Raw genomic sequence first — 17,286 nt, 5'->3', positions numbered from 1 at the left:
CCGCACCGGTTTACCTAGGCTCGGTCGCAACCCTGCGATCGCCTGTTGACAATGGAGTGCCGGATGACAGTCAGGCCGGAAGCGCCCGATATCACCTCCCCCGAATTCGCCGCCGATCCTTACGGCTCCTACCGCGTCCTGCGGGAAGAATTTCCCGTCCTCTGGCACGAACCCATGCAGAGTTATGTGATCTCCCGCTACGAGGACGTGGCGCGGGCCTTCCGCGACCCGGTGTTCACCACCGCCAACTACGACTGGCAGCTCGAACCGGTACACGGCCGCACCATCCTCCAGCTCAGCGGGCGCGAGCACGCGGTGCGCCGCGGCCTGGTCGCCCCCGCCTTCCGCGGCGACGAACTGCAGCAACGGTTCCTGCCGGTGATCGAGCACAATGCCCGCACCCTCATCGACGGATTCCGGACGGCGGGAAAGGTGGAACTGGTCGGCCAGTTCAGTACCCATTTCCCCATCAACGTCATCGTCGACATGCTCGGGCTCGACCAGGCCGACCACGCCAGGTTCCAGCGCTGGTACACCTCGATCATCGCGTTCCTCGGAAACCTCTCCCAGGACCCCGACATCGCGGCGGCCGGGCTGCGCACCCGCGAGGAACTGGCCGCCTACATGCTGCCGATCATCGCGGAGCGGCGCGAGAACCCCGGCGACGACCTGCTGTCCCGGCTGTGCCTCGCCGAGATCGACGGCACCCGGATGAGCGACGAGGACATCAAGGCGTTCGTCAGCCTGCTGCTGGCCGCCGGCGGGGAGACCACCGACAAGGCGGTCGCGGCGCTGTTCGCGAACCTGCTGCGGAACCCCGAGCAGCTCGCGGCGGTGCGGGAAGACCGCGACCTGATCGCGCCCGCGCTCGCCGAGACCCTCCGCTACACCCCGCCCGTCCACATGATCATGCGGCAGCCGGCCGAGGACGTGGAGATCGGCGGCGTCACGATCCCCGCGGGCAGCACCGTCACCTGCCTGATCGGCGCGGCCAACCGCGACCCCGGCCGCTACCGCGACCCCGAGCGGTTCGACATCTTCCGGGACGACCTGAAGACCACCAGCGCCTTCTCCGCCGCCGCCGACCACCTGGCCTTCGCGCTCGGCCGGCACTTCTGCGTGGGCGCGCTGCTGGCCAAGACCGAGGTCGAGGTCGGCGCGAACCTGCTGCTGGACGCCATGCCGGACATGCGGCTCGCCGACGGGGCCGTCCCCGTCGAGCGGGGCGTGTTCACCCGCGGCCCCGGATCGCTGCCCGTGGAGTTCACCCCGGCGGCATGACCGTCCTCACGCCGTCGGGGTGAACACGACCGGGAGGGAGTGCAGGCCGCGCATCCACAGCGACGGCCGCCACTCCAGCTCGCCGGCCGGGACCGCGAGCTCCACGTCGGGCAGCCGGTCCAGCAGCGCCCCGACGGCGGTGCGCGCGATCACCTCGGCCAGCTCGGGCGCGGGGAACGGGCAGCCGTGCTCCCCGTGCCCGAACGACATGTGGGCGCGGTTGCCCGGGTCGCCGTGGTCGGCGGGCTGCACCTGCGGGTCGCCGTTGGCCGCGGCCAGCCCCAGCACCAGCAGGTCGCCCGCGCGGATGTGCCGGCCGCCGAGGGTGCAGCCGTGCACCGCCCACCGGCCGATGAAGTTCTGCGTCGGCGTGTCCTTCCACAGCACCTGGTTCAGCGCCTGGTCCACGCTGTTGCGGCCGCCCTGCAGCCCCATCGAGAACTGGTCGTCGACCAGCATCAGGCGCAGCGTGTTGCCGATCCAGTTGCCGGTCGGCTGCTGCGCGGCGGCCATCACCACCAGCAGGTCGATGGTCACCTCGTCCGGGGTGAGGCCCGCGGGGTGCTCCAGCAGCCGGGACGGCACGTCCCGTCCGCCGCGCCGCCCGCGCTCGTCCACCAGCCGCCGCATCCGCTCCTGGATCCGCTGGTGCGCGGCCGCGGCCTTCTCGTCCGCGTCCAGCGACTCGGCGACGTCGCGCACCAGGTCGGGGACGTCGGCGTCGGGCAGGCCGAACAGCCTGGCCATCACCAGCAGCGGGATCCGGTGCGAGAACCGCCCGATCAGATCGGCCCGGCCCTCACCGGCGAAGCCGTCGATCAGCCGGTCGGACAGCTCCTCGCAGATCACCGCGAGCTCGGTGCGGTCCACGGCGTCCAGCGCGTCGCCGATCGCCCCCGCCCGCCGCTGGTGCTCCTCTCCCTCGGCGAACATCACCGACGGCGTCCAGCCGACATAGGGCATCAGCGGCCAGTCGTCCGGCACCTGGTCCCAGGCGTTCCAGCGGCGGCAGTCGCGGGCGAACTGCCGGGGATTGCTGGTGATGTGGTTGACCTCCCGGTAGCCGATCACGAACCAGGCGGGCACGTCCCCGTCCAGCAGGACGGGGACGACCGGGCCGTGCTCGCGCCGCAGGGCGCGGTAGAACTCGCCGGGCCGGTTCGCGATCCCGGCGCCGGTCAGCCGCACCGCGTCCGCGCGCGTCTCCTCCGAGGTCTCCGTCATGGCGTGCTCCTCTCGGCGGCGGCCATGGGTTCGGGCGCGCCCGCCTCCGCCAGCCGGGTCAGGTACCGGACGAGGGTGATCAACACGGATTTGGCCGACTCCCGCCTGCGCGCGTCGCAGTCGACGATGGGCACGTCCTCCGGCAGGGACAGCGCGTCGCGGACCCGGTCCAGCGGCGGACGGGGCCCGGGGAACCGGTTGACCGCCACCACGAACGGCGTCGAGTGCGCCTCCAGGCGGTCCAGGCAGTAGAAGGAGTCCTCCAGCCGCCGGGTGTCGACGAGGACGATCGCGCCCAGCGTCCCGGAGAACAGCCGGTCCCACAGGAACCAGAACCGCTCCTGCCCCGGGGCGCCGAACAGGTAGAGCACCCGCCGCTCGTCCAGCGAGATCCGGCCGAAGTCGAACGCGACCGTGGTGGTCCTCTTGTGCTCCACCCGGCTGATGTCGTCGATCCCGACCCCGGCCTGCGTCATGGTCTCTTCGGTGCTCAGCGGGCGGATCTCGCTGACCGAGCCGACCATGGTGGTCTTGCCCGCGCCGAACCCGCCCACGACGACGATCTTCAGCGCGTCCCGCACGGTGTCGCTCAGCGGCGGCTCGGTGTCGCCCGCGGCCGTGTCAGAGTTTCTCGAGTCCAAGGAGCACCTGCTTCAGCGTTTCCTGGTCGGCCCGCCGCGCCGGGGCGGTGGCCGAGGACGGGTGGCGGACGGTGACGCGGCCGGTGTCGCGCAGGTCGAGCAGCAGGATCTTCACCACGCCCACCGGCATCCGCAGCCGGGACGCCAGCTCGACCACCGCCATCGGATGGTCCCTGCACAGCCGGAGGATCGCCGCGTGCTCGGACTGCATCCCCGGAACCGGCTCGTCCTCGGCGACGATCAGCGCCACCAGGTCCAGGCCGTCGTCGTCGGCCTGGGCACGGCCCCCGGTGACGGTGTAGAGCCGGTCGGGGTTCTCCTCGGCGAGGCGGCGGCGGTTCATCGCGGGACGTCGTGCCCCGCCCGGCGCGGAGCGGCCGTGAGGTGACCGCCGATCTGCTCGACCAGCTCGTTCATGCTGTGCCCCACGAGCCCGACGTCGGCCGTCTCGTCGGCGATCACCGCGAGATGGGCGCCCTCGCCGGCGGGCACGATCAACAAAGCGCCTCCGGGGAACTCCACCATCGACTGGCCCGCGCCGATGCCGACGCCGAAGTCGCCGGACGCGCTCAGCGACAGGCTCTGGATGCCGGCGGCGATCGCGGCGAGCTGGTCGGCCCGGTCCTCGTCGAGTTCGCTGGTATGGCTGATCTTCAGGCCGTCCTTGGACAGCACCAGGACGTGCCGGACGCCGGGCGCCCGGTCCGCCAGGGTCGCCAGCAGCCATCCGAGGTCGCGCTGCTCAGTGGTCATCGATTGCGCGGGACGCCATCGGCCTGCCGGGCGTCCCTCCTCCCATCACTCGTCCAGCTGTGTACCGGCCGCTACAGGTCGGGGTCGGCCGGGGGCTCGCCCGGCTCCTCCGCGGCCGGGCGGGAGCGTTTCGCCGCGGAACCGTGGAACGCGGCGAACCGGGCTCCGGGGTCGCGCGGGCGGGCGTCGGAGGTCACCGCGCGGGCGGAGGCCGGCGCCTTCGCCAAGGCCGCGCCGCGCCGCCGCTTGGGGAGCGCCAGGTCGCCGTCGTCGCCGTCCAGGTCCACGGTGGACGCCGGCGCGCCGGCCGAGCCGGGCCCCCCGGCCGGCTCGGGCCCGTCCCCCGGCGGGAGGTGGCTGATGAGCTTGGCGGGGATCAGGACCACCACGCCGGTGCCGCCGCGCGAGGACGGCCGGAAGCTGATCGTCAGCTCGTGCTTGCGGGCGAGCCTCCCGACCACCGCGAGGCCGAGCCGGGTGCCGGGGAGGGAGGACAGGTCGGCGGCCTCGGCGACCAGCCGCTCGGCCCGCTCCCGCTCCCGGCGGCGCATCCCCAGGCCGGAGTCCTCGATGGTGACGACCACGCCGGCGTCCTCCTCCTCGACGTAGACGTGGACCATGCTGCCGTGCGGGGAGAAGTTGGCGGCGTTGTCCATCAGCTCGGCCAGCACGTGCATCACACCCTCGGCGGCGAAGCCCGCGACCGCCGCCTCGCTGGCGGAGTGGTACTTGACGCGGCGGTAGGCGCTGATGCGGCCCATGGCGCCGCGCAGGATGCTCTCCATCACGATCGGCTTGGTCCAGCGCCGCCCCGACCGGCCGCCGCTGAGCAGCGCGATGCTGTCGGCCAGCCGGCCGAGCTGCGAGACCTCGTGGTCGAGCGCCAGCAGGTCGCCGAAGACCGCGTCGTCGCCGTACCGGTCCTCAAGCTCGCGCAGTTGCGCCAGCATACGGGTGGTCTGCGCCTGGATGCGCGCCGCGGCGCTGGCGCAGGAGGCCATCGCGGCGGCGCTGGTCCGTTCGCCGGACGCCAGGTCGTCGGCGAACCGGCGCAGGACGCGCCGCATCGACTCGTGCGCGGGCGCCGAGACCTCGGCCAGGGCGGTCGCGGCGGCGGCGCGTCCCTCGCGGATCCGGCCGGCCACGGCGGGCATGGTGCTGTCGACCAGCCGTCCCGCCTCGTTCTCCAGGGCGGTGACCTCCATCCGGGCACGGGCCGCCGCGCCGGCGGTGGAGGCGACGCCCTCCACGACCGTGCGCAGCAGGCGGCCCACCACCGGGTCGGGCGGCGGCGGGAAGTCGGCCAGCGCCGTCGCCGGTGACTGGCCGTCGGCGAGGCGGGCGAGCAGCGCGGGCAGCGGGCCGTCCACCAGGTCGTGCATGCGGCGTTCGAGCCGGTCGCCGTCGGAACGCGCCTCGGCCAGCGCGGCGCGGGCCCGGCGCGCCCGGTCGGCGAAGTAGGCCGAGGCCGCGATCGCCGCGCTGAGCGCCACGACGGCGGCGCCGCCGCAGATGGCCAGCAGCGGCTCCGCGGGCTCGGCGAGCACGACGATCAGCAGCCAAACGCCTCCGCACGCCGGCGCCGCTCCGAGCCAGATGAAGAGGGCGCGTTCCAGCGCCGCGCGCCGTATCTGCGCACGGCTTGCGTGTACTGCCATCCGACGATTCCTTTAAACGGGGGACGGATCGTGGGCGTACGGATAGACCGGCGTCGTGGGCCGAACTCCGGAAATTGGGTGGGACCCATAATGCAGCAAACGGCACCGACAAGCGAGGCGACTCCCCAGAATTCACCCGCACGGAGATTCGCCTTGTATGTCGGTTATAGCCATTAATGGGGTGGCGGGGAGAATTCAGGCGGGCCGCCGGTTTCCGCGATCACGCCGTCCCGCAGGTTCAGGACGCGGTCCGCCGCCCCCAGCAGCACCCGGTCATGCGTGGCGACCAGCGCGGTGACGTTCTCGCCGCGGACCACCGCGCGCAGCAGCGGCATGATCGTCGCCGCGGTCTCGGAGTCGAGCCGGCCGGTCGGCTCGTCGGCCGGCAGCACCCGGGGCCGGTTGGCCAGGGCGCGGGCGATGGCCACCCGCTGCCGCTGGCCGCCCGACAGCTCGTAGGGCCGCTGCTCCGCGTGCTCGCGCAGGCCGACGAGGGACAGCAGGACGCGGACCCGCTCGGCGCGCTCGGCCGCCGGCCTCCGGGCCAGCCGCAGCGGCACCTCCACGTTCTCGGCCGCCGACAGCACGGGGATCAGGCCGTGCGACTGGAACACGAACCCGATGACGTCGCGGCGCAGCGACAGCAGGTCGTCCTCGGCGAGCGCGCCGACGTCCCGGCCGTCCACCCGCGCCGTGCCCGAGTCCGGGACGTCCAGGCCGCCGATCAGGTTGAGCAGGGTGGTCTTGCCCGAGCCGGAACGGCCGTTGATCGCGACCAGCTCGCCGGGGCGCGCGCTCAGCGAGGCGCCGCGCAGCGCCCTGACCTCCGTCCGGCCCGTCCGGTAGGTCGTGGTGAGGCCGTCCACGACGACCATCGGGTCACTCCCGCTCATCCCGGCCCCCCTCGCGTTCCGGCCAGACACCGACATGGTCGCTCTCCAGCGCCAGCCGGACACGGTCGCGCATGTCCAGGGCCTCGGTGCCACGCCACCTGGACGGCCTCGCCGACCTCGTCCGCCAGCTCGGGCAGCGACGTCACGACCGTGACCTGCCCGCCGCCGCCCGCGCCCTGGAAGGCCGCGGAGCCGCGGGCCGCGCGGTCGCCCAGCGGGCCGATCTCCCCGGCGTCCACGTGCCGCAGATCGGGCAGCACCGTCCAGCGGACGTCGGCGCCCGTGGTGATGAGCCGGTCGCCCTGCCAGAAGTACTCCTCGGGGCGCGTGGCGTCGAACAGCCCGACGACCCTCACCCGCACGACATCGTCGGTGTCGATCCTGCCGCGCAGCGTGAGGACGTCCCCCACGCCCACGCGGATCCACTGGGCGGCGGCGCTCGGCAGGGCCGCCTCCACCTCGCCGCCCCCGGCGGCCCGCGGCCAGCGGCCCCGTGCCAGCCGGGCATGCCCCTCGATTCCGGTGTAGCTCGCGAACGCCGTGAGGTCGGGGTGGTCGCGGCGCTCCTGCCCGGGAAGGGTGTAGGAGTCACTGCGCATCCCCGCCGAGACCGACAGCTCCCGGCGTACCCGACGAGCGCCGCCAGCACGGTCGTGGTGAACATCGCGGTCGCGCAGGCGGCCGGCAGCAGGGCCCGGTCGCTGCCCATCCTCCGTACGACCAGTCCCCCGCGCATGGGGCGGACTGATGACGTATGTCCGACCCGTGGGACAAGGGGCAACTGGACGAGGGCGGGGCGGGATGCCCAGACTGGGGCGGTCGTCATGATCCCGAGGAGACCCCCATGGCATCGTTGCCCCTGTTGCCGACGTCCCTTGTCGGAAGCTATGCCCAGCCCGAATGGCTGATCGATCGTTCCAAGCTCGCCGGGCGCTTCCCGCCGCGGGTGCGCGCCAAGGAACTGTGGCGCATCCCACCCGAGTTCCTCGCCCAGGCTCAGGACGACGCCACGCTGCTGGCGATCCGGGCGCAGGAGGAGGCCGGGCTCGACATCCTGACCGACGGGGAGATCCGCAGGGAGAGCTACTCCAACCATTTCGCGACGGCGCTGGAGGGCGTCGACATCGACAATCCCGGCACGGCGCTGGACCGCAGCGGCCACCCCAATCCCGTGCCGCGGATCGTCGGGCCGATCCACCGGCCGCACCCGGTCGAGGTCGACGACGTGCGGTTCCTGCGGGCGCACACCGACCGGACGATCAAGATGACGGTGCCGGGACCGTTCACCATGTCCCAGCAGGCGCAGAACGAGTACTACCCCGACGCCGAGGCCGCGGCGATGGACTACGCGAAGGCGGTCAACGCCGAGATCGCCGACCTGTTCGCGGCGGGCGCGGACATCGTGCAGATCGACGAGCCCTACATGCAGGCGCGCCCGGAGGCCGCCCGCGCGTACGGCCTGGCCGCGCTGAACGCCGCACTGGAGGGGATCACCGGCACCACCGCCGTGCACATCTGCTTCGGCTACGCGGCGATCATCCACGAGCGTCCCGAGGGCTACTCGTTCCTGCCGGAGCTGGCGGGCTGCCCGGTGGACCAGATCTCGATCGAGACCGCGCAGTCCGGGCTCGACCTGGGGGTGCTCGCCGACCTCACGGACAAGACCATCATCCTCGGGGTGATCGACCTGTCCGACCACTCGGTGGAGTCCGCCGAGCTGGTCGCCGACCGCGTCCGCCGGGCGTTCGACCGGATCCCGCCCGAGCAGATCGTCATCGCCACCGACTGCGGGATGAAGTACCTTCCGCGCGAGTCCGCCGAGGGCAAGATGCGCGCCATGTCCGGCGCCGCGCGGCTGCTCCGGACGGAGCTGGGCGACCGTACGTGAGCCGACCGGCCCCCGGTGGGCCGCCGGGCCCGCCGGGCCCGCCGGGAGACTACCACGGCGGTGTTACGGACATCCGATTCCTCCGGTGATATCGGGGGATCCGATAAAGCGGATCGGTCAATGGCATTCCCACCCTCCGAAACGCGATGCCGGTGGCGACGGGGCGGGCCGATGCGGAACGTGTCCGGAGGTGGCCGCCGAAGGCCGTACGGGCGGCGCCGCCGCCCCAGGGCCCGCCGCGCCCCGCCGACCTGCTGCTGGACGGCCTGGCGGCCCGGGTGATCGACGGACCGGCCGCGGGGATGCCCGCGATCGGGCGCGCCCTGGACGCCTTCCGCGGCCCGGACCTCGACGAGGACAAGGGGCCGCGGTGGTTGTGGCCGGCCGGGGCGGTCGCCGTGGGCGTGTGGGACTACGCCACCTGGGACCTGCTGTCCGACCGGCAGGTGTGGCTGGCCCGTACGTCCGGGCAGGTCACCGACCTTCCCCTCGCGCTGACCGCACGCGTCTGCGCGCTGGCCTTCGCCGGCGACCTGACCACTGCCGCCGCGCTCGCCGACGAGGTCAGGACCGTGTCCGAGGCGATCGGGGCGTCCATGCCGCTCTACGGCGTCCTGCTGGTCGCCGCCTTCCAGGGCGACCGCGCCCCGGACGACGAGCTGTTCAGGACGGCCGAGGCCGAGGCGGCGCGCCGCGGCGAGGGCGGCGGGGTGACCATCAGCCACTGGTCCAGGGCCATGCTCGCCAACGGCCACGGCCGGTACAAGGAGGCGTCCGCCGCGGCGGAGCGGGCCGCCCGGCATGCCACCGTGGGGATCGGCCCGGCGATCTGGGCGCTGGCGGAGGGCGTCGAGGCCGCGGCGCGCGGCGGCACGCCCCGGCTGGGCGACGCGGCCCTGGGACGGCTCACCGAGGCGACCCGGCCCAGCGGGACCGACTGGGCGCTGGGCATCGAGGCGCGCTGCCGGGCGCTGGTCAACGAGGAGCGCCCGGCAGCGGACCAGCACTATCAGGAGGCGATCGACCTGCTGGGCCGTACGCCCCTCCGGGTGGAATCGCACGGGCGCACCTTCTCTACGGCGAGTGGCTGCGCCGCCGGCATCACCGGAGCGCCGCGCGCGGGCACCTGCGCACCGCCTACGACCTGTTCGCCACCATGGGCATGCTCGCGTTCGCCCGGCGGGCGGCGCGCGAACTGCGGAGCACCGGTGAGAGCGCGCGCAGGCGCACCGCCCAGGCCGCGAGCGAGCTGACGCCCCAGGAGGCGCACATCATCCGGCTCGTCCGCGAGGGCCTGACCAATCCGGAGATCGGCGCCCGGCTGTTCATCAGCCCTCGCACCGTCGAATGGCATCTCCGGAAGATCTTCGTCAAGCTGGGGCTCACCTCACGCCGCCGGCTTCAGCGCACCACCACCAACGGCCTCGGCTAGGAGGCTCAGGCGAGCCCGAAGAAACGGGCGTCGTGGTAGGCCGAGCAGATCGTGTCGAGGAAGTACGCCGCCGTGGAGCCGCACTGGTCGGCGGCGCCGCCGGGGTCGATCGGCAGGCCGTGCCCCATCCCGGCGATCTCGTAGAGCCGCACGTCGTCCGACCCGTACACCGTCAGCGTGGTGCCACCGGTCAGCGATTGAGTCGACGTCGGTGTCCGGGAGACGCCGCGCACGTTCGTCCACTGGTCCCGCAGCTGCCTGCCGTTGGAGGGGACGACGGTGAAGTCGGACTGGCCGTGCCAGATGGCGACCCGCGGGTACGGCCCCGAGTAGCCGGGGAAGGCGTTGCGCACCAGGTCACCCCACTGCTGCGGTGTCCTCGTCGTGGCTCCGAGCTGGCAGCCGGACGCCTGCAACAGGCTGACGGCGCAGCGGTACGGGATCCCGGCGGCGACCGATCCGGCGGCGAAGACATCGGGGTAGGTGGCGAGCATGACGGCGGACATGGCGCCACCGGCCGACAGTCCGGACACGTAGACCCGTGAGGGGTCGGTCCCGTAGTTGGCGACCGCGTACGACACCATGGAGCGCACCGATGCGGCCTCACCCTGGCCGCGCGTCGTGTCGCCCGTCTGGAACCAGTTGAAGCAACTGGAGATGTTGTTGACGCTGCTGGTCTGCGGCAGCACGAGCGCGAACCCGAACTGGTCGGCGAATTCGCGCCAGCCGGAGTTGGTGAAGTAGCCGGTGGCGTTTTGCGTGCAGCCGTGCAGCAGCACGACCAGAGGACGGCCGCCGGGCAGGCCGTCGGGACGGTAGCTGAACATCGCCAGGTTCCCGGGGTTGGAACCGAACGACGTGACCCGTACCAGGGAGGCGGCACGGGCGGAGGGCGCGGCGAGGACACCGCCCAGAAGGGCGAGCATCGCCAGCAGTACGGTCAGGAATCGTCCGGGGCGGAAGACGACCATGGGAGCTCCTTGTGATCTGGCTCACCGGTATGGCCGCACGTTAGGCCGCACCACCCGCGCCGCCTATGTCGGCTGCCCCTACTTTCCACGGCGGGCTCATATGCCCCCTCCTCTGCCGTACGGAAGGATCACGCTGACTGGGGCGGGTCGTGACCCGGCTCAGCCGCAGCAATAGTGCCCCGCCCACTCCGGCTCGTGCCACCAGAACCGGTCGTCGTGGACGTGGGGCGCCGGGGCGGACGTGCGCACCAGGGCGGGGACGGACGCCCCGGCCGGGGTGGCGAACGGCCTCATCAGCTCGCCGACCGTGCTGAGCCTGCCGTTGACCATCACCATGCGCACCGCCGCCGCGGCGCGGATGTCGGCCAGCGGATCGCCCTCGACGAACGCCAGGTCGGCCATCGCGCCCTGCCGCACCACCCCGAGCCGGTTCTCCAGGCCGAGCCACCGCGCCGGGTTCCGGGTCGCGGTCGTCAGCGCCTCGTGCGGGGTGAAGCCGAACCGCACCATCGCGCGCAGGTTGGTGTGCAGCGACACGGCGACGTTGTCCAGCGGCGCGTCCGTTCCGGAGATCACGAAACCGCCGCCACGGTGGACGCGCAGCACCATGTCCACGTTCGCCGCGAGCAGCGCCCGCGCGGTCGCGCCCCCGGGGCCCGCCGCGTTGTCGGCCTTGTGGACGAGCTGCCGGTACTCCCAGCTCGGGAACAGCGTCCTGGTGCGGACGTCCTCGACCAGCGACCGGTCCTCGCCGTACATCGCGGACGAGGTGAACAGCGTCGGCGTGAGCGACATGCCGGAGCGCACGAACAGGGTCACCGCGTCGGCGTACGCGCGTCCCAGCCGGGACACTGTGTGCGAGTAGCCGAGCCGGTTGGTGGCGCCCGTGTGCTCCATGCCGTCCATGCCGATGTGCTCGGCGGGATAGAGGTAATGGGAGGAGAGCGGCAGTCCCGCCTTGTGCGCGGCCTCGACCGTCCGTTTCTGGTACGCGACCGGCAAGCGGACGTAGGTCTTGATGAGGTCGTATCCGAGTGCCCGTGCGCGCTCCAGTTCCAGTTCGAGCTGGGCCAGCGAGCGTGTGGGCCGCATGAAGTTGTAGTAGACCCGGGACCCGTCGATCGCCTCTCCGGTGCCGAACAGGCGTGGCCCGACCCGTTCGCCCGCGTCGAGCGCTTCCCGCGTCTCGGTGAACTGGTACGCGGGGTCGCCCGGCGAGCGGGTGGTGGTGATGCCGTAGGCCAGCCACAGCCGCCCCTGCCGGTCGCCCCACTGCCTGCCGCGCAGATGCCAGTGGACGTGGGCGTCGATCAGACCGGGCATGACGGTCAGCCGGGACGCGTCCACGGTGGGGGTGCGGTCGCCCCGCGGTACCACCGCTTCGATACGGCCGTCGTCCAGCACGATGTCGACGTCGCGGCGCAGGCGCGTGTCCCGGCCGTCCCAGAGCGCGCCCGCGCGGATCACCGCGTGCTCGCGGACGCGGGCGGGACGCCAGCGCAGCGACAGCGGGATGTCGCGCGCCCCGCGCCCGTCGATCCCGATCGTGCGCAGCCTGCCGTTGTGCAGGTACAGCAGCCGGTCGGGGCCCATCCAGGCCAGGGAGTCGGTGACCTCGCGGGTGACCTGGCGCGGCTCGCCGGTGAAGCGGCCCTTGCCGTCCACCGGGACGACCCACGCGCACGACTCGACGACGAACGCGAGATGACGGCCGTCGGGCGACCAGACCGGTCCGTCGTCGCCGCGGGTCGCGATCGAGGCGTGCGGCATCGGCGGCGTGTAGGTGAGCGCGCCGCTGTCGAGGTCGACGGTGAGGATCTGGCTCGTCCCCTCGCGGTACCGCGCCGAGTACGGCTGCACGGCGGCCAGGGCGATCGTGCCGCCGTCCTTCGACCAGGTGGGACGGCCCGGCATGAACAGGGTCGGGGTGTGCCGCGCGGCCTGGCCTCCATCGAGCCCGGCCGTCCAGACCACGCCGTCCTGGTCGGTGTAGGCGATCCTGCGGCCGTCCGGGGAGAAGCGCGGCGCGAGCTGGGCGCCCGGCAGCCCGGTCACCCGCCGTTCGGCGCCGGTGCGGAGGTCGCGGATCCACAGGTCGGGGTCGCCGGCGCGGTCGGAGGAGTAGACGAGCGAACGGCCGTCGGGGGAGAAGTCCGGGTCGGAGTTGAAGTACCCGTCGTCCACCGGCTTCGCCGGCTCCGGCCGGCCGACGCGCAGCAGCCACAGCGCGCCGAGCGCGCGGAACGCGATGCGGGAGCCGTCCGGGGACGCGACGGGCGAGGCGATGCCGAGCGCCTGCCGTTCGCGGGTCGAGTCGAGGTCGCGCACCGCCTGCCGGTAGCGGGAGCGCGGCACCACCGGCACCGCCGCCGAGAAGGGGATCGCCTTGGGGGACGACCCGTCCGTACGGATCCGCTTGATACGCCCGTCCGCGGTGTAGACCAGCTCGCCGGACGGCAGCCAGGTGGGCGCGAAGCCGAAGACGTCCTCGCCCTCGGCGCTGAGCACGCGATCGCCGACCACGAGCGCGGCGGTGGCCCCGGCGACGCGGACGTAGGCCAGCGTCGCGCCGTCGGGCGAGAACGACGGCCCGAACAGCGTGGCGCCCTGAGGCGCGGTCACGGCGCGTCTGACCGTCCCGGACGCGACGTCGAGCACGTCGATGGCCGTGCCGTTGACCGTGTAGGCGATCCGCGCGCCGTCCGGTGACCACGACGGCATGGCCTCCTCGCCGGTGCCCTCGGTGAGCGCGCTGATCGCGCCGGTGCGCGGGTCGAGGGTGTGGACGCCGTAGCGGCCGGTGCCGCCTCGATCCGAGGCGAACGCGATCCGCGTCCCGTCCGGGGAGAAGCGGGGCTCGCGGTGGTCGTACGGGCCACTGGTGAGCTGCCGCGGCCCGGAGCCGTCCGGGCGGATCGTGGAGAGGTGGTAGTTGCCGTCCCGGTACGCCTGGAACACCAGGACCGTGCCGTCCGGTGACCACGCGGGCAGCGTCGCGTCGGTCAGGTCGCCGGTGAGCCTGCGCGCCTCACCGCCGCCGATCGGCACCGTCCAAATCGCGGTGACCAGGTCGAACGCCACATGCTTTCCGTCGCGGGACACCTGCGCGGAGATGTTGGTCCCTTCCGCCAGGCCGGTCTCGGACCGTTCGGCCCGCTCCTCCGCGGCGGCGGGTGCCGTGGACGCGACCGTGCCGAGCACGGCACCGCCCATCGCCCCTCCGGTGCCGCGGAGGAGGGCGCGGCGGCTGACCTCGGACTCGTGCATCCTGCCTCCCAAGGCGCGGCGCGGCCTTCCGGCACGCGCCGATGCAAAGATGATCAATCGCCCTCGGTCGTATCTCAGCGGTTTCGACCAAGCAAGACCGCCCGGTCAGGGAGACCGGGCGGTCAGGGAAGGCGGGCAGGGGAGGCAGGCAGGGGAGGCAGGGTGGCCCGCCCCTGCTCAGCCGGTGAGCACCGTCCGCAGCGTGGCGGCGAACTCGTCGGGCTTGCCCATCTGGCCGTACTCGCCGCCGAGGAACCCGTCGTGGCCGCCGGGGAAGGTGACCGCCTTCGTCCCGAGCCCTTCGGCCACGGCCAGGGCGGTCCGTCCGGGCAGGACCGTGCCCGACTCCTCGCCCACGCCGATGACGATCCGGGTGGAGGCGGCGCGGAGCGCGTCGTAGTCGGGCCGGAAGGCGTTGCAGGTGACCATGTTCTGCCCGAGCAGCGGGTCGTCACGGGACCCGTCGTCCTCGGCGGGCAGCCCGAAGGCCGCCGGGTCGGGCGCGGGCCGCTCGGCGAAGTCGTCGGGGAACGGGCCCGAGTGGCTGACCAGCGCGATGAACCTCGCCATCGCCGGGCCGAAGCCGCTGCTCAGGTACGTGTCCCGGATGGCGACGCAGGCGGCCAGGATCGCCTCGCGGTCGGGCAACTGGCTGGAGGCCGGAGGCTCGTGCGCCACGACCGTCCTGACCTGCTCGGGATGCCGGGCCACCAGCGCCAGCGCGTTCACGGCGCCGCCGCTGCTGGCGAAGACGTCCACCGGCCCGGCGTCCAGCGCGTCGATCAGCCGGTGCAGGTCGTCGGCGTGCTCGTCGACGGTGGTCTCCGCGGCGCCGTCGGTGCGCTTGCTGCGTTCGGACCCGCGAGGGTCGTAGGTCACCACGGTACGGTCGGTGAAGTGGGCGGCCAGGCTGACGAACCCCTGGGCGGCCATCGGGGATCCGATCAGCAGCAGGACGGGCTCGGTGGTGTTCTCGCCGGCGCGCACGTCGTAGTGCAGCACGGCTCCCGGCGCGTCCAGCGTGTAGGACTTCGGCTCGCTCATCAGTGCCCTCTCACAAGTCAGAATCGCTTCTCACCAGTGCAGACTTGGGCGAGGGCGAAAACTCATCGGCCGAGCGCGGGATTGGCCCCCCGGCCGACGTCCAGGCCGAGCACGTGCGGGTTCCCGTCGAACCAGACGGCCGTTCCGTGGCGGGCGGTGATGACCCAGCGGCCGTCCCGGCGTGCGAAGCGGTCCTCGACCCATCCGCCGATCACGAGGAGCGAGTCGGGCGCGAGGTCGTTGCGCGCGTGCTGCGCCTGGTAATAGGTGTGGGCCCGCGCCCCTTCCCCGTCCGGGACGATCCTCGGGGAGGAGAAGACGTGGTGGGTCGCGTCGAGCGTCGCCAGCGTGGCCCTGGCCTTGTCCCGGTACGCGGCCGGGGACGGGTAGCGGCCTGCGACGCTCATCTGGATCGCGGCGTCGGGGGCGAAGCAGGCGTCGAGCAGGTCCCAGTCGCGGGTGTCGATGGCGATCGCGTAGGCGTAGATGACCTGCTCGATCTCGTGGACGTCGTCGAGCCAGCTCATGGGGCCGTCCCGGGGACGAACACGGCGTGCAGAGGCGGCGCCTCCTCGGTCTTCCCCGCCATGGTGAGCAGCAGGCGGGCGACGTCGCCGAAGCCCGCGACCCGCGTGGACACCGCCCCGAAGGGGAAGCGCCCCGAGCCGAGGAGGTCCAGGGCCCGTCCGGGCGCGTCCGTCGAGACTCCGCGCACTCCCATGACGCGCAGCTCCCTCGACATGATCAGGTCGGGTTCGCAGGTGGCGGTCACGCCGTCCCCGCGTACCCCGGCGCACACCACGCGGGCGCCGCGGCCCGCGAGCCTCAGCGACTGGCCGAACGCCTCGGGCGCGTCGGCCGTGGCGTCGACCACGACGTCGGCCAGCCCGCCGGTCGCCGCTTCGAGCGCCTCCACCGGATCGTCCCGCGCGACGTCCACGACCAGGTCGGCGCCCAGTTCGGACGCCGTGCGCAGGCGGGCCGCGTCGCGCTCCCCATGCCCCGTGACCAGCACGAACCGTGCCCCGGCGGCCTTGGCGGCGACCGCGGCGCAGATGCCGCGCACGCCCGGCCCCAGCACGGCCACCACCTCGCCCGGACGGGTGCGCGGTACCTCGGCCGCCCAGGTGTGCCCGGCGGCCAGCGGGTTGAACAGCGTCGCCGTGACCGGGTCGAGCCCGTCCGGGACGCGGTGGACGACGGACTCCGGCGCCAGGTAGTGGTGCGAGGCGTAGCCGCCCCACAGGCCCGGCGCGGTCGAGACCGGGATCATGCCGTACGACTCCCGGGGGTCGAAGCGCTCGCAGCCCGCAAGGTCGCCGTCGCGGCAGCGGGGGCAGTCACGGCAGGCGCGCCGGTTGCCGACGGCGACGCGGTCTCCCTCCCGCACGCCCCACCGCTCGGCGGCGGCGGCGCCGACCTTCTCCAGCACGCCCACGGTCTCGTGGCCGGGGATGAAGCCCACGGGCCAGCGCATGCGGCCGGTGAAGACCTCGTGGTCGGAGCCGCACAGCCCGCACGCCTCCACGCGGAGCAGCGCGTCGTCCGCGCCGATGGGCGGCAGCGGCAGCGCGCGGCGTTCCAGGCGGCCGTAGTCCTCCAGGACCAGCGCCTCGGCCTCGCTCACCACGTGATCGTCTCACCGCCCCACGGCGTCAGGACGTTCTCGACGTCCTTGAACCGGTCGGGCAGATGGTCGATGTTCATCCAGGTCGCGTTGAGCCTGCCGAACCCGATCGTGCGGGCGCACCGCAGCCCCAGCTCCACGATCTCGCCCTCGTCGAAGTACTGCCGCAGGTCGTCGTAGACGGACTCGTCGATGGCCAGATGGTCGGTGGCGAGCAGGTCGGCGAAGCGCAGCGCGGCGCGCTCGGCGGGGGTCAGGTCCTCGGCCTCCTCGGGCTTCTCCAGGGAGCACACCAGGTCCTCGGTGACGCCGTCCTCGATGCCCGAGGTGTACCGGACGGCCATGCAACTGCGGCACTGGTTGTGGAAGGCCAGCCGGATGCGGACCAGCTCCACCAGCCGCGGCGGCAGCGTGCCCTCCTCTTCGAGCGCGGCGCGGTACGCCTCGTTCACGGCGTGGGCGATCTTCGGCCGGTGCGCCAGGACGGAGGCGTGCAGCCGGGCGATCCGCGTCCGCTGGTCGAGCCGGTCGAGGTCGCCGAGGTCGAAGCCCTCGGCGGGGTGGATACGGGCCATCGGCTACTCCCGGGTCGGTCGCGCCCACAGGT

17 protein-coding genes are annotated in these 17,286 nt (G+C 73.1%); 4 read left to right on the top strand and 13 right to left on the bottom strand.

The genetic code is table 11. The annotated features are described in order from the left end of the window. Window positions 1–63 precede the first annotated feature (63 nt). Window positions 64–1,281: a cytochrome P450 gene (locus tag ACGWYJ_RS04315; RefSeq protein WP_395104234.1), complete on the top strand. Its 1,218-nt coding sequence runs from the start codon at window positions 64–66 to the stop codon at window positions 1,279–1,281. A gap of 6 nt (window positions 1,282–1,287) precedes the next feature. On the opposite strand, the gene ACGWYJ_RS04310 is transcribed toward ACGWYJ_RS04315, so the two are convergent. From ACGWYJ_RS04310 to ACGWYJ_RS04280, 7 genes are all read right to left on the bottom strand, one after another. Beyond that, a complete protein-coding gene (locus ACGWYJ_RS04310) occupies window positions 1,288–2,505 on the bottom strand; it encodes a cytochrome P450 (protein ID WP_395104233.1) in 1,218 nt (405 codons plus the stop codon). Continuing rightward, on the bottom strand, window positions 2,502–3,146 hold the full coding sequence (locus ACGWYJ_RS04305) for an ATP/GTP-binding protein (RefSeq protein WP_395104232.1): 645 nt from the start codon (window positions 3,144–3,146) through the stop codon (window positions 2,502–2,504). Before ACGWYJ_RS04305 ends, ACGWYJ_RS04310 begins: the two co-directional genes overlap by 4 nt. Then, window positions 3,127–3,489, bottom strand: coding sequence for a DUF742 domain-containing protein (locus ACGWYJ_RS04300; RefSeq protein WP_395104231.1), 363 nt, complete (start codon window positions 3,487–3,489; stop codon window positions 3,127–3,129). Before ACGWYJ_RS04300 ends, ACGWYJ_RS04305 begins: the two co-directional genes overlap by 20 nt. Then, on the bottom strand, window positions 3,486–3,899 hold the full coding sequence (locus ACGWYJ_RS04295) for a roadblock/LC7 domain-containing protein (protein ID WP_395104230.1): 414 nt from the start codon (window positions 3,897–3,899) through the stop codon (window positions 3,486–3,488). The genes ACGWYJ_RS04300 and ACGWYJ_RS04295 overlap by 4 nt, the downstream gene beginning before the upstream one ends. A 71-nt stretch (window positions 3,900–3,970) precedes the next feature. Then, the gene (locus ACGWYJ_RS04290) at window positions 3,971–5,557 is read right to left on the bottom strand and encodes a sensor histidine kinase (RefSeq protein WP_395104229.1); all 1,587 of its coding nucleotides are present in this window, start codon (window positions 5,555–5,557) and stop codon (window positions 3,971–3,973) included. A gap of 173 nt (window positions 5,558–5,730) precedes the next feature. Continuing rightward, window positions 5,731–6,450 carry an ABC transporter ATP-binding protein gene (locus ACGWYJ_RS04285; protein ID WP_395104228.1) on the bottom strand — a complete coding sequence of 240 codons (720 nt, stop codon included), beginning with the start codon at window positions 6,448–6,450 and terminating at the stop codon, window positions 5,731–5,733. Then, window positions 6,447–7,049, bottom strand: a complete 603-nt coding sequence (locus ACGWYJ_RS04280; protein WP_395104227.1) for a hypothetical protein — start codon at window positions 7,047–7,049, stop codon at window positions 6,447–6,449. The genes ACGWYJ_RS04285 and ACGWYJ_RS04280 overlap by 4 nt, the downstream gene beginning before the upstream one ends. A 245-nt stretch (window positions 7,050–7,294) precedes the next feature. On the opposite strand from ACGWYJ_RS04280, the gene ACGWYJ_RS04275 reads away from it, so the two are divergent. The 3 genes from ACGWYJ_RS04275 to ACGWYJ_RS04265 all read left to right on the top strand — a co-directional run bounded on the left by ACGWYJ_RS04275 (window position 7,295) and on the right by ACGWYJ_RS04265 (window position 9,770). Further along, window positions 7,295–8,338 (top strand): uroporphyrinogen decarboxylase family protein, encoded by a 1,044-nt coding sequence (locus ACGWYJ_RS04275; protein WP_395104226.1) that lies wholly within the window; start codon window positions 7,295–7,297, stop codon window positions 8,336–8,338. Window positions 8,339–8,484: 146 nt separating this feature from the next. Then, the gene (locus ACGWYJ_RS04270; RefSeq protein WP_395104225.1) at window positions 8,485–9,591 is read left to right on the top strand and encodes a hypothetical protein; all 1,107 of its coding nucleotides are present in this window, start codon (window positions 8,485–8,487) and stop codon (window positions 9,589–9,591) included. Then, window positions 9,501–9,770, top strand: a complete 270-nt coding sequence (locus tag ACGWYJ_RS04265) for a helix-turn-helix transcriptional regulator (RefSeq protein ID WP_395104224.1) — start codon at window positions 9,501–9,503, stop codon at window positions 9,768–9,770. Before ACGWYJ_RS04270 ends, ACGWYJ_RS04265 begins: the two co-directional genes overlap by 91 nt. Before the next feature lie 5 nt (window positions 9,771–9,775). Here the strand turns inward: ACGWYJ_RS04265 and ACGWYJ_RS04260 are convergent, their stop codons facing one another. The 6 genes from ACGWYJ_RS04260 to ACGWYJ_RS04235 all read right to left on the bottom strand — a co-directional run bounded on the left by ACGWYJ_RS04260 (window position 9,776) and on the right by ACGWYJ_RS04235 (window position 17,254). Then, window positions 9,776–10,741 carry an alpha/beta hydrolase family esterase gene (locus ACGWYJ_RS04260; RefSeq protein ID WP_395104223.1) on the bottom strand — a complete coding sequence of 322 codons (966 nt, stop codon included), beginning with the start codon at window positions 10,739–10,741 and terminating at the stop codon, window positions 9,776–9,778. A gap of 159 nt (window positions 10,742–10,900) precedes the next feature. Continuing rightward, window positions 10,901–14,008, bottom strand: coding sequence for an amidohydrolase family protein (locus ACGWYJ_RS04255; protein WP_395104221.1), 3,108 nt, complete (start codon window positions 14,006–14,008; stop codon window positions 10,901–10,903). Between the two features lie 177 nt (window positions 14,009–14,185). Beyond that, on the bottom strand, window positions 14,186–15,052 hold the full coding sequence (locus ACGWYJ_RS04250) for an alpha/beta fold hydrolase (protein ID WP_395104220.1): 867 nt from the start codon (window positions 15,050–15,052) through the stop codon (window positions 14,186–14,188). A 62-nt stretch (window positions 15,053–15,114) separates the two neighbouring features. Beyond that, window positions 15,115–15,579, bottom strand: coding sequence for a nuclear transport factor 2 family protein (locus tag ACGWYJ_RS04245; RefSeq protein WP_395104219.1), 465 nt, complete (start codon window positions 15,577–15,579; stop codon window positions 15,115–15,117). Further along, window positions 15,576–16,679, bottom strand: a complete 1,104-nt coding sequence (locus tag ACGWYJ_RS04240) for a zinc-binding dehydrogenase (RefSeq protein WP_395104218.1) — start codon at window positions 16,677–16,679, stop codon at window positions 15,576–15,578. The genes ACGWYJ_RS04245 and ACGWYJ_RS04240 overlap by 4 nt, the downstream gene beginning before the upstream one ends. Further along, entirely contained in the window at window positions 16,676–17,254 is a 579-nt protein-coding gene (locus tag ACGWYJ_RS04235; protein WP_395104217.1) for a carboxymuconolactone decarboxylase family protein, read from the bottom strand. The genes ACGWYJ_RS04240 and ACGWYJ_RS04235 overlap by 4 nt, the downstream gene beginning before the upstream one ends. Between the last annotated feature and the right edge of the window lie 32 nt (window positions 17,255–17,286).

Source organism: Actinomadura sp. SCN-SB (genome assembly GCF_043906805.1).
Lineage (GTDB): Bacteria > Actinomycetota > Actinomycetes > Streptosporangiales > Streptosporangiaceae > Spirillospora.
This window is presented reverse-complemented; position numbering and strand designations above follow the sequence as displayed.

Bases quoted from the DNA above. Each gene is read 5' to 3' on its own strand.
- ACGWYJ_RS04315 (WP_395104234.1), top strand. From the start codon at position 64: ATGACAGTCAGGCCGGAAGCGCCCGATATCACCTCCCCCGAATTCGCC.
- ACGWYJ_RS04310 (WP_395104233.1), bottom strand. From the start codon at position 2,505: ATGACGGAGACCTCGGAGGAGACGCGCGCGGACGCGGTGCGGCTGACC.
- ACGWYJ_RS04300 (WP_395104231.1), bottom strand. From the start codon at position 3,489: ATGAACCGCCGCCGCCTCGCCGAGGAGAACCCCGACCGGCTCTACACC.
- ACGWYJ_RS04295 (WP_395104230.1), bottom strand. From the start codon at position 3,899: ATGACCACTGAGCAGCGCGACCTCGGATGGCTGCTGGCGACCCTGGCG.
- ACGWYJ_RS04290 (WP_395104229.1), bottom strand. From the start codon at position 5,557: ATGGCAGTACACGCAAGCCGTGCGCAGATACGGCGCGCGGCGCTGGAA.
- ACGWYJ_RS04285 (WP_395104228.1), bottom strand. From the start codon at position 6,450: ATGAGCGGGAGTGACCCGATGGTCGTCGTGGACGGCCTCACCACGACC.
- ACGWYJ_RS04280 (WP_395104227.1), bottom strand. From the start codon at position 7,049: ATGCGCAGTGACTCCTACACCCTTCCCGGGCAGGAGCGCCGCGACCAC.
- ACGWYJ_RS04275 (WP_395104226.1), top strand. From the start codon at position 7,295: ATGGCATCGTTGCCCCTGTTGCCGACGTCCCTTGTCGGAAGCTATGCC.
- ACGWYJ_RS04270 (WP_395104225.1), top strand. From the start codon at position 8,485: ATGCCGGTGGCGACGGGGCGGGCCGATGCGGAACGTGTCCGGAGGTGG.
- ACGWYJ_RS04265 (WP_395104224.1), top strand. From the start codon at position 9,501: ATGCTCGCGTTCGCCCGGCGGGCGGCGCGCGAACTGCGGAGCACCGGT.
- ACGWYJ_RS04260 (WP_395104223.1), bottom strand. From the start codon at position 10,741: ATGGTCGTCTTCCGCCCCGGACGATTCCTGACCGTACTGCTGGCGATG.
- ACGWYJ_RS04255 (WP_395104221.1), bottom strand. From the start codon at position 14,008: ATGCACGAGTCCGAGGTCAGCCGCCGCGCCCTCCTCCGCGGCACCGGA.
- ACGWYJ_RS04250 (WP_395104220.1), bottom strand. From the start codon at position 15,052: ATGAGCGAGCCGAAGTCCTACACGCTGGACGCGCCGGGAGCCGTGCTG.
- ACGWYJ_RS04245 (WP_395104219.1), bottom strand. From the start codon at position 15,579: ATGAGCTGGCTCGACGACGTCCACGAGATCGAGCAGGTCATCTACGCC.
- ACGWYJ_RS04235 (WP_395104217.1), bottom strand. From the start codon at position 17,254: ATGGCCCGTATCCACCCCGCCGAGGGCTTCGACCTCGGCGACCTCGAC.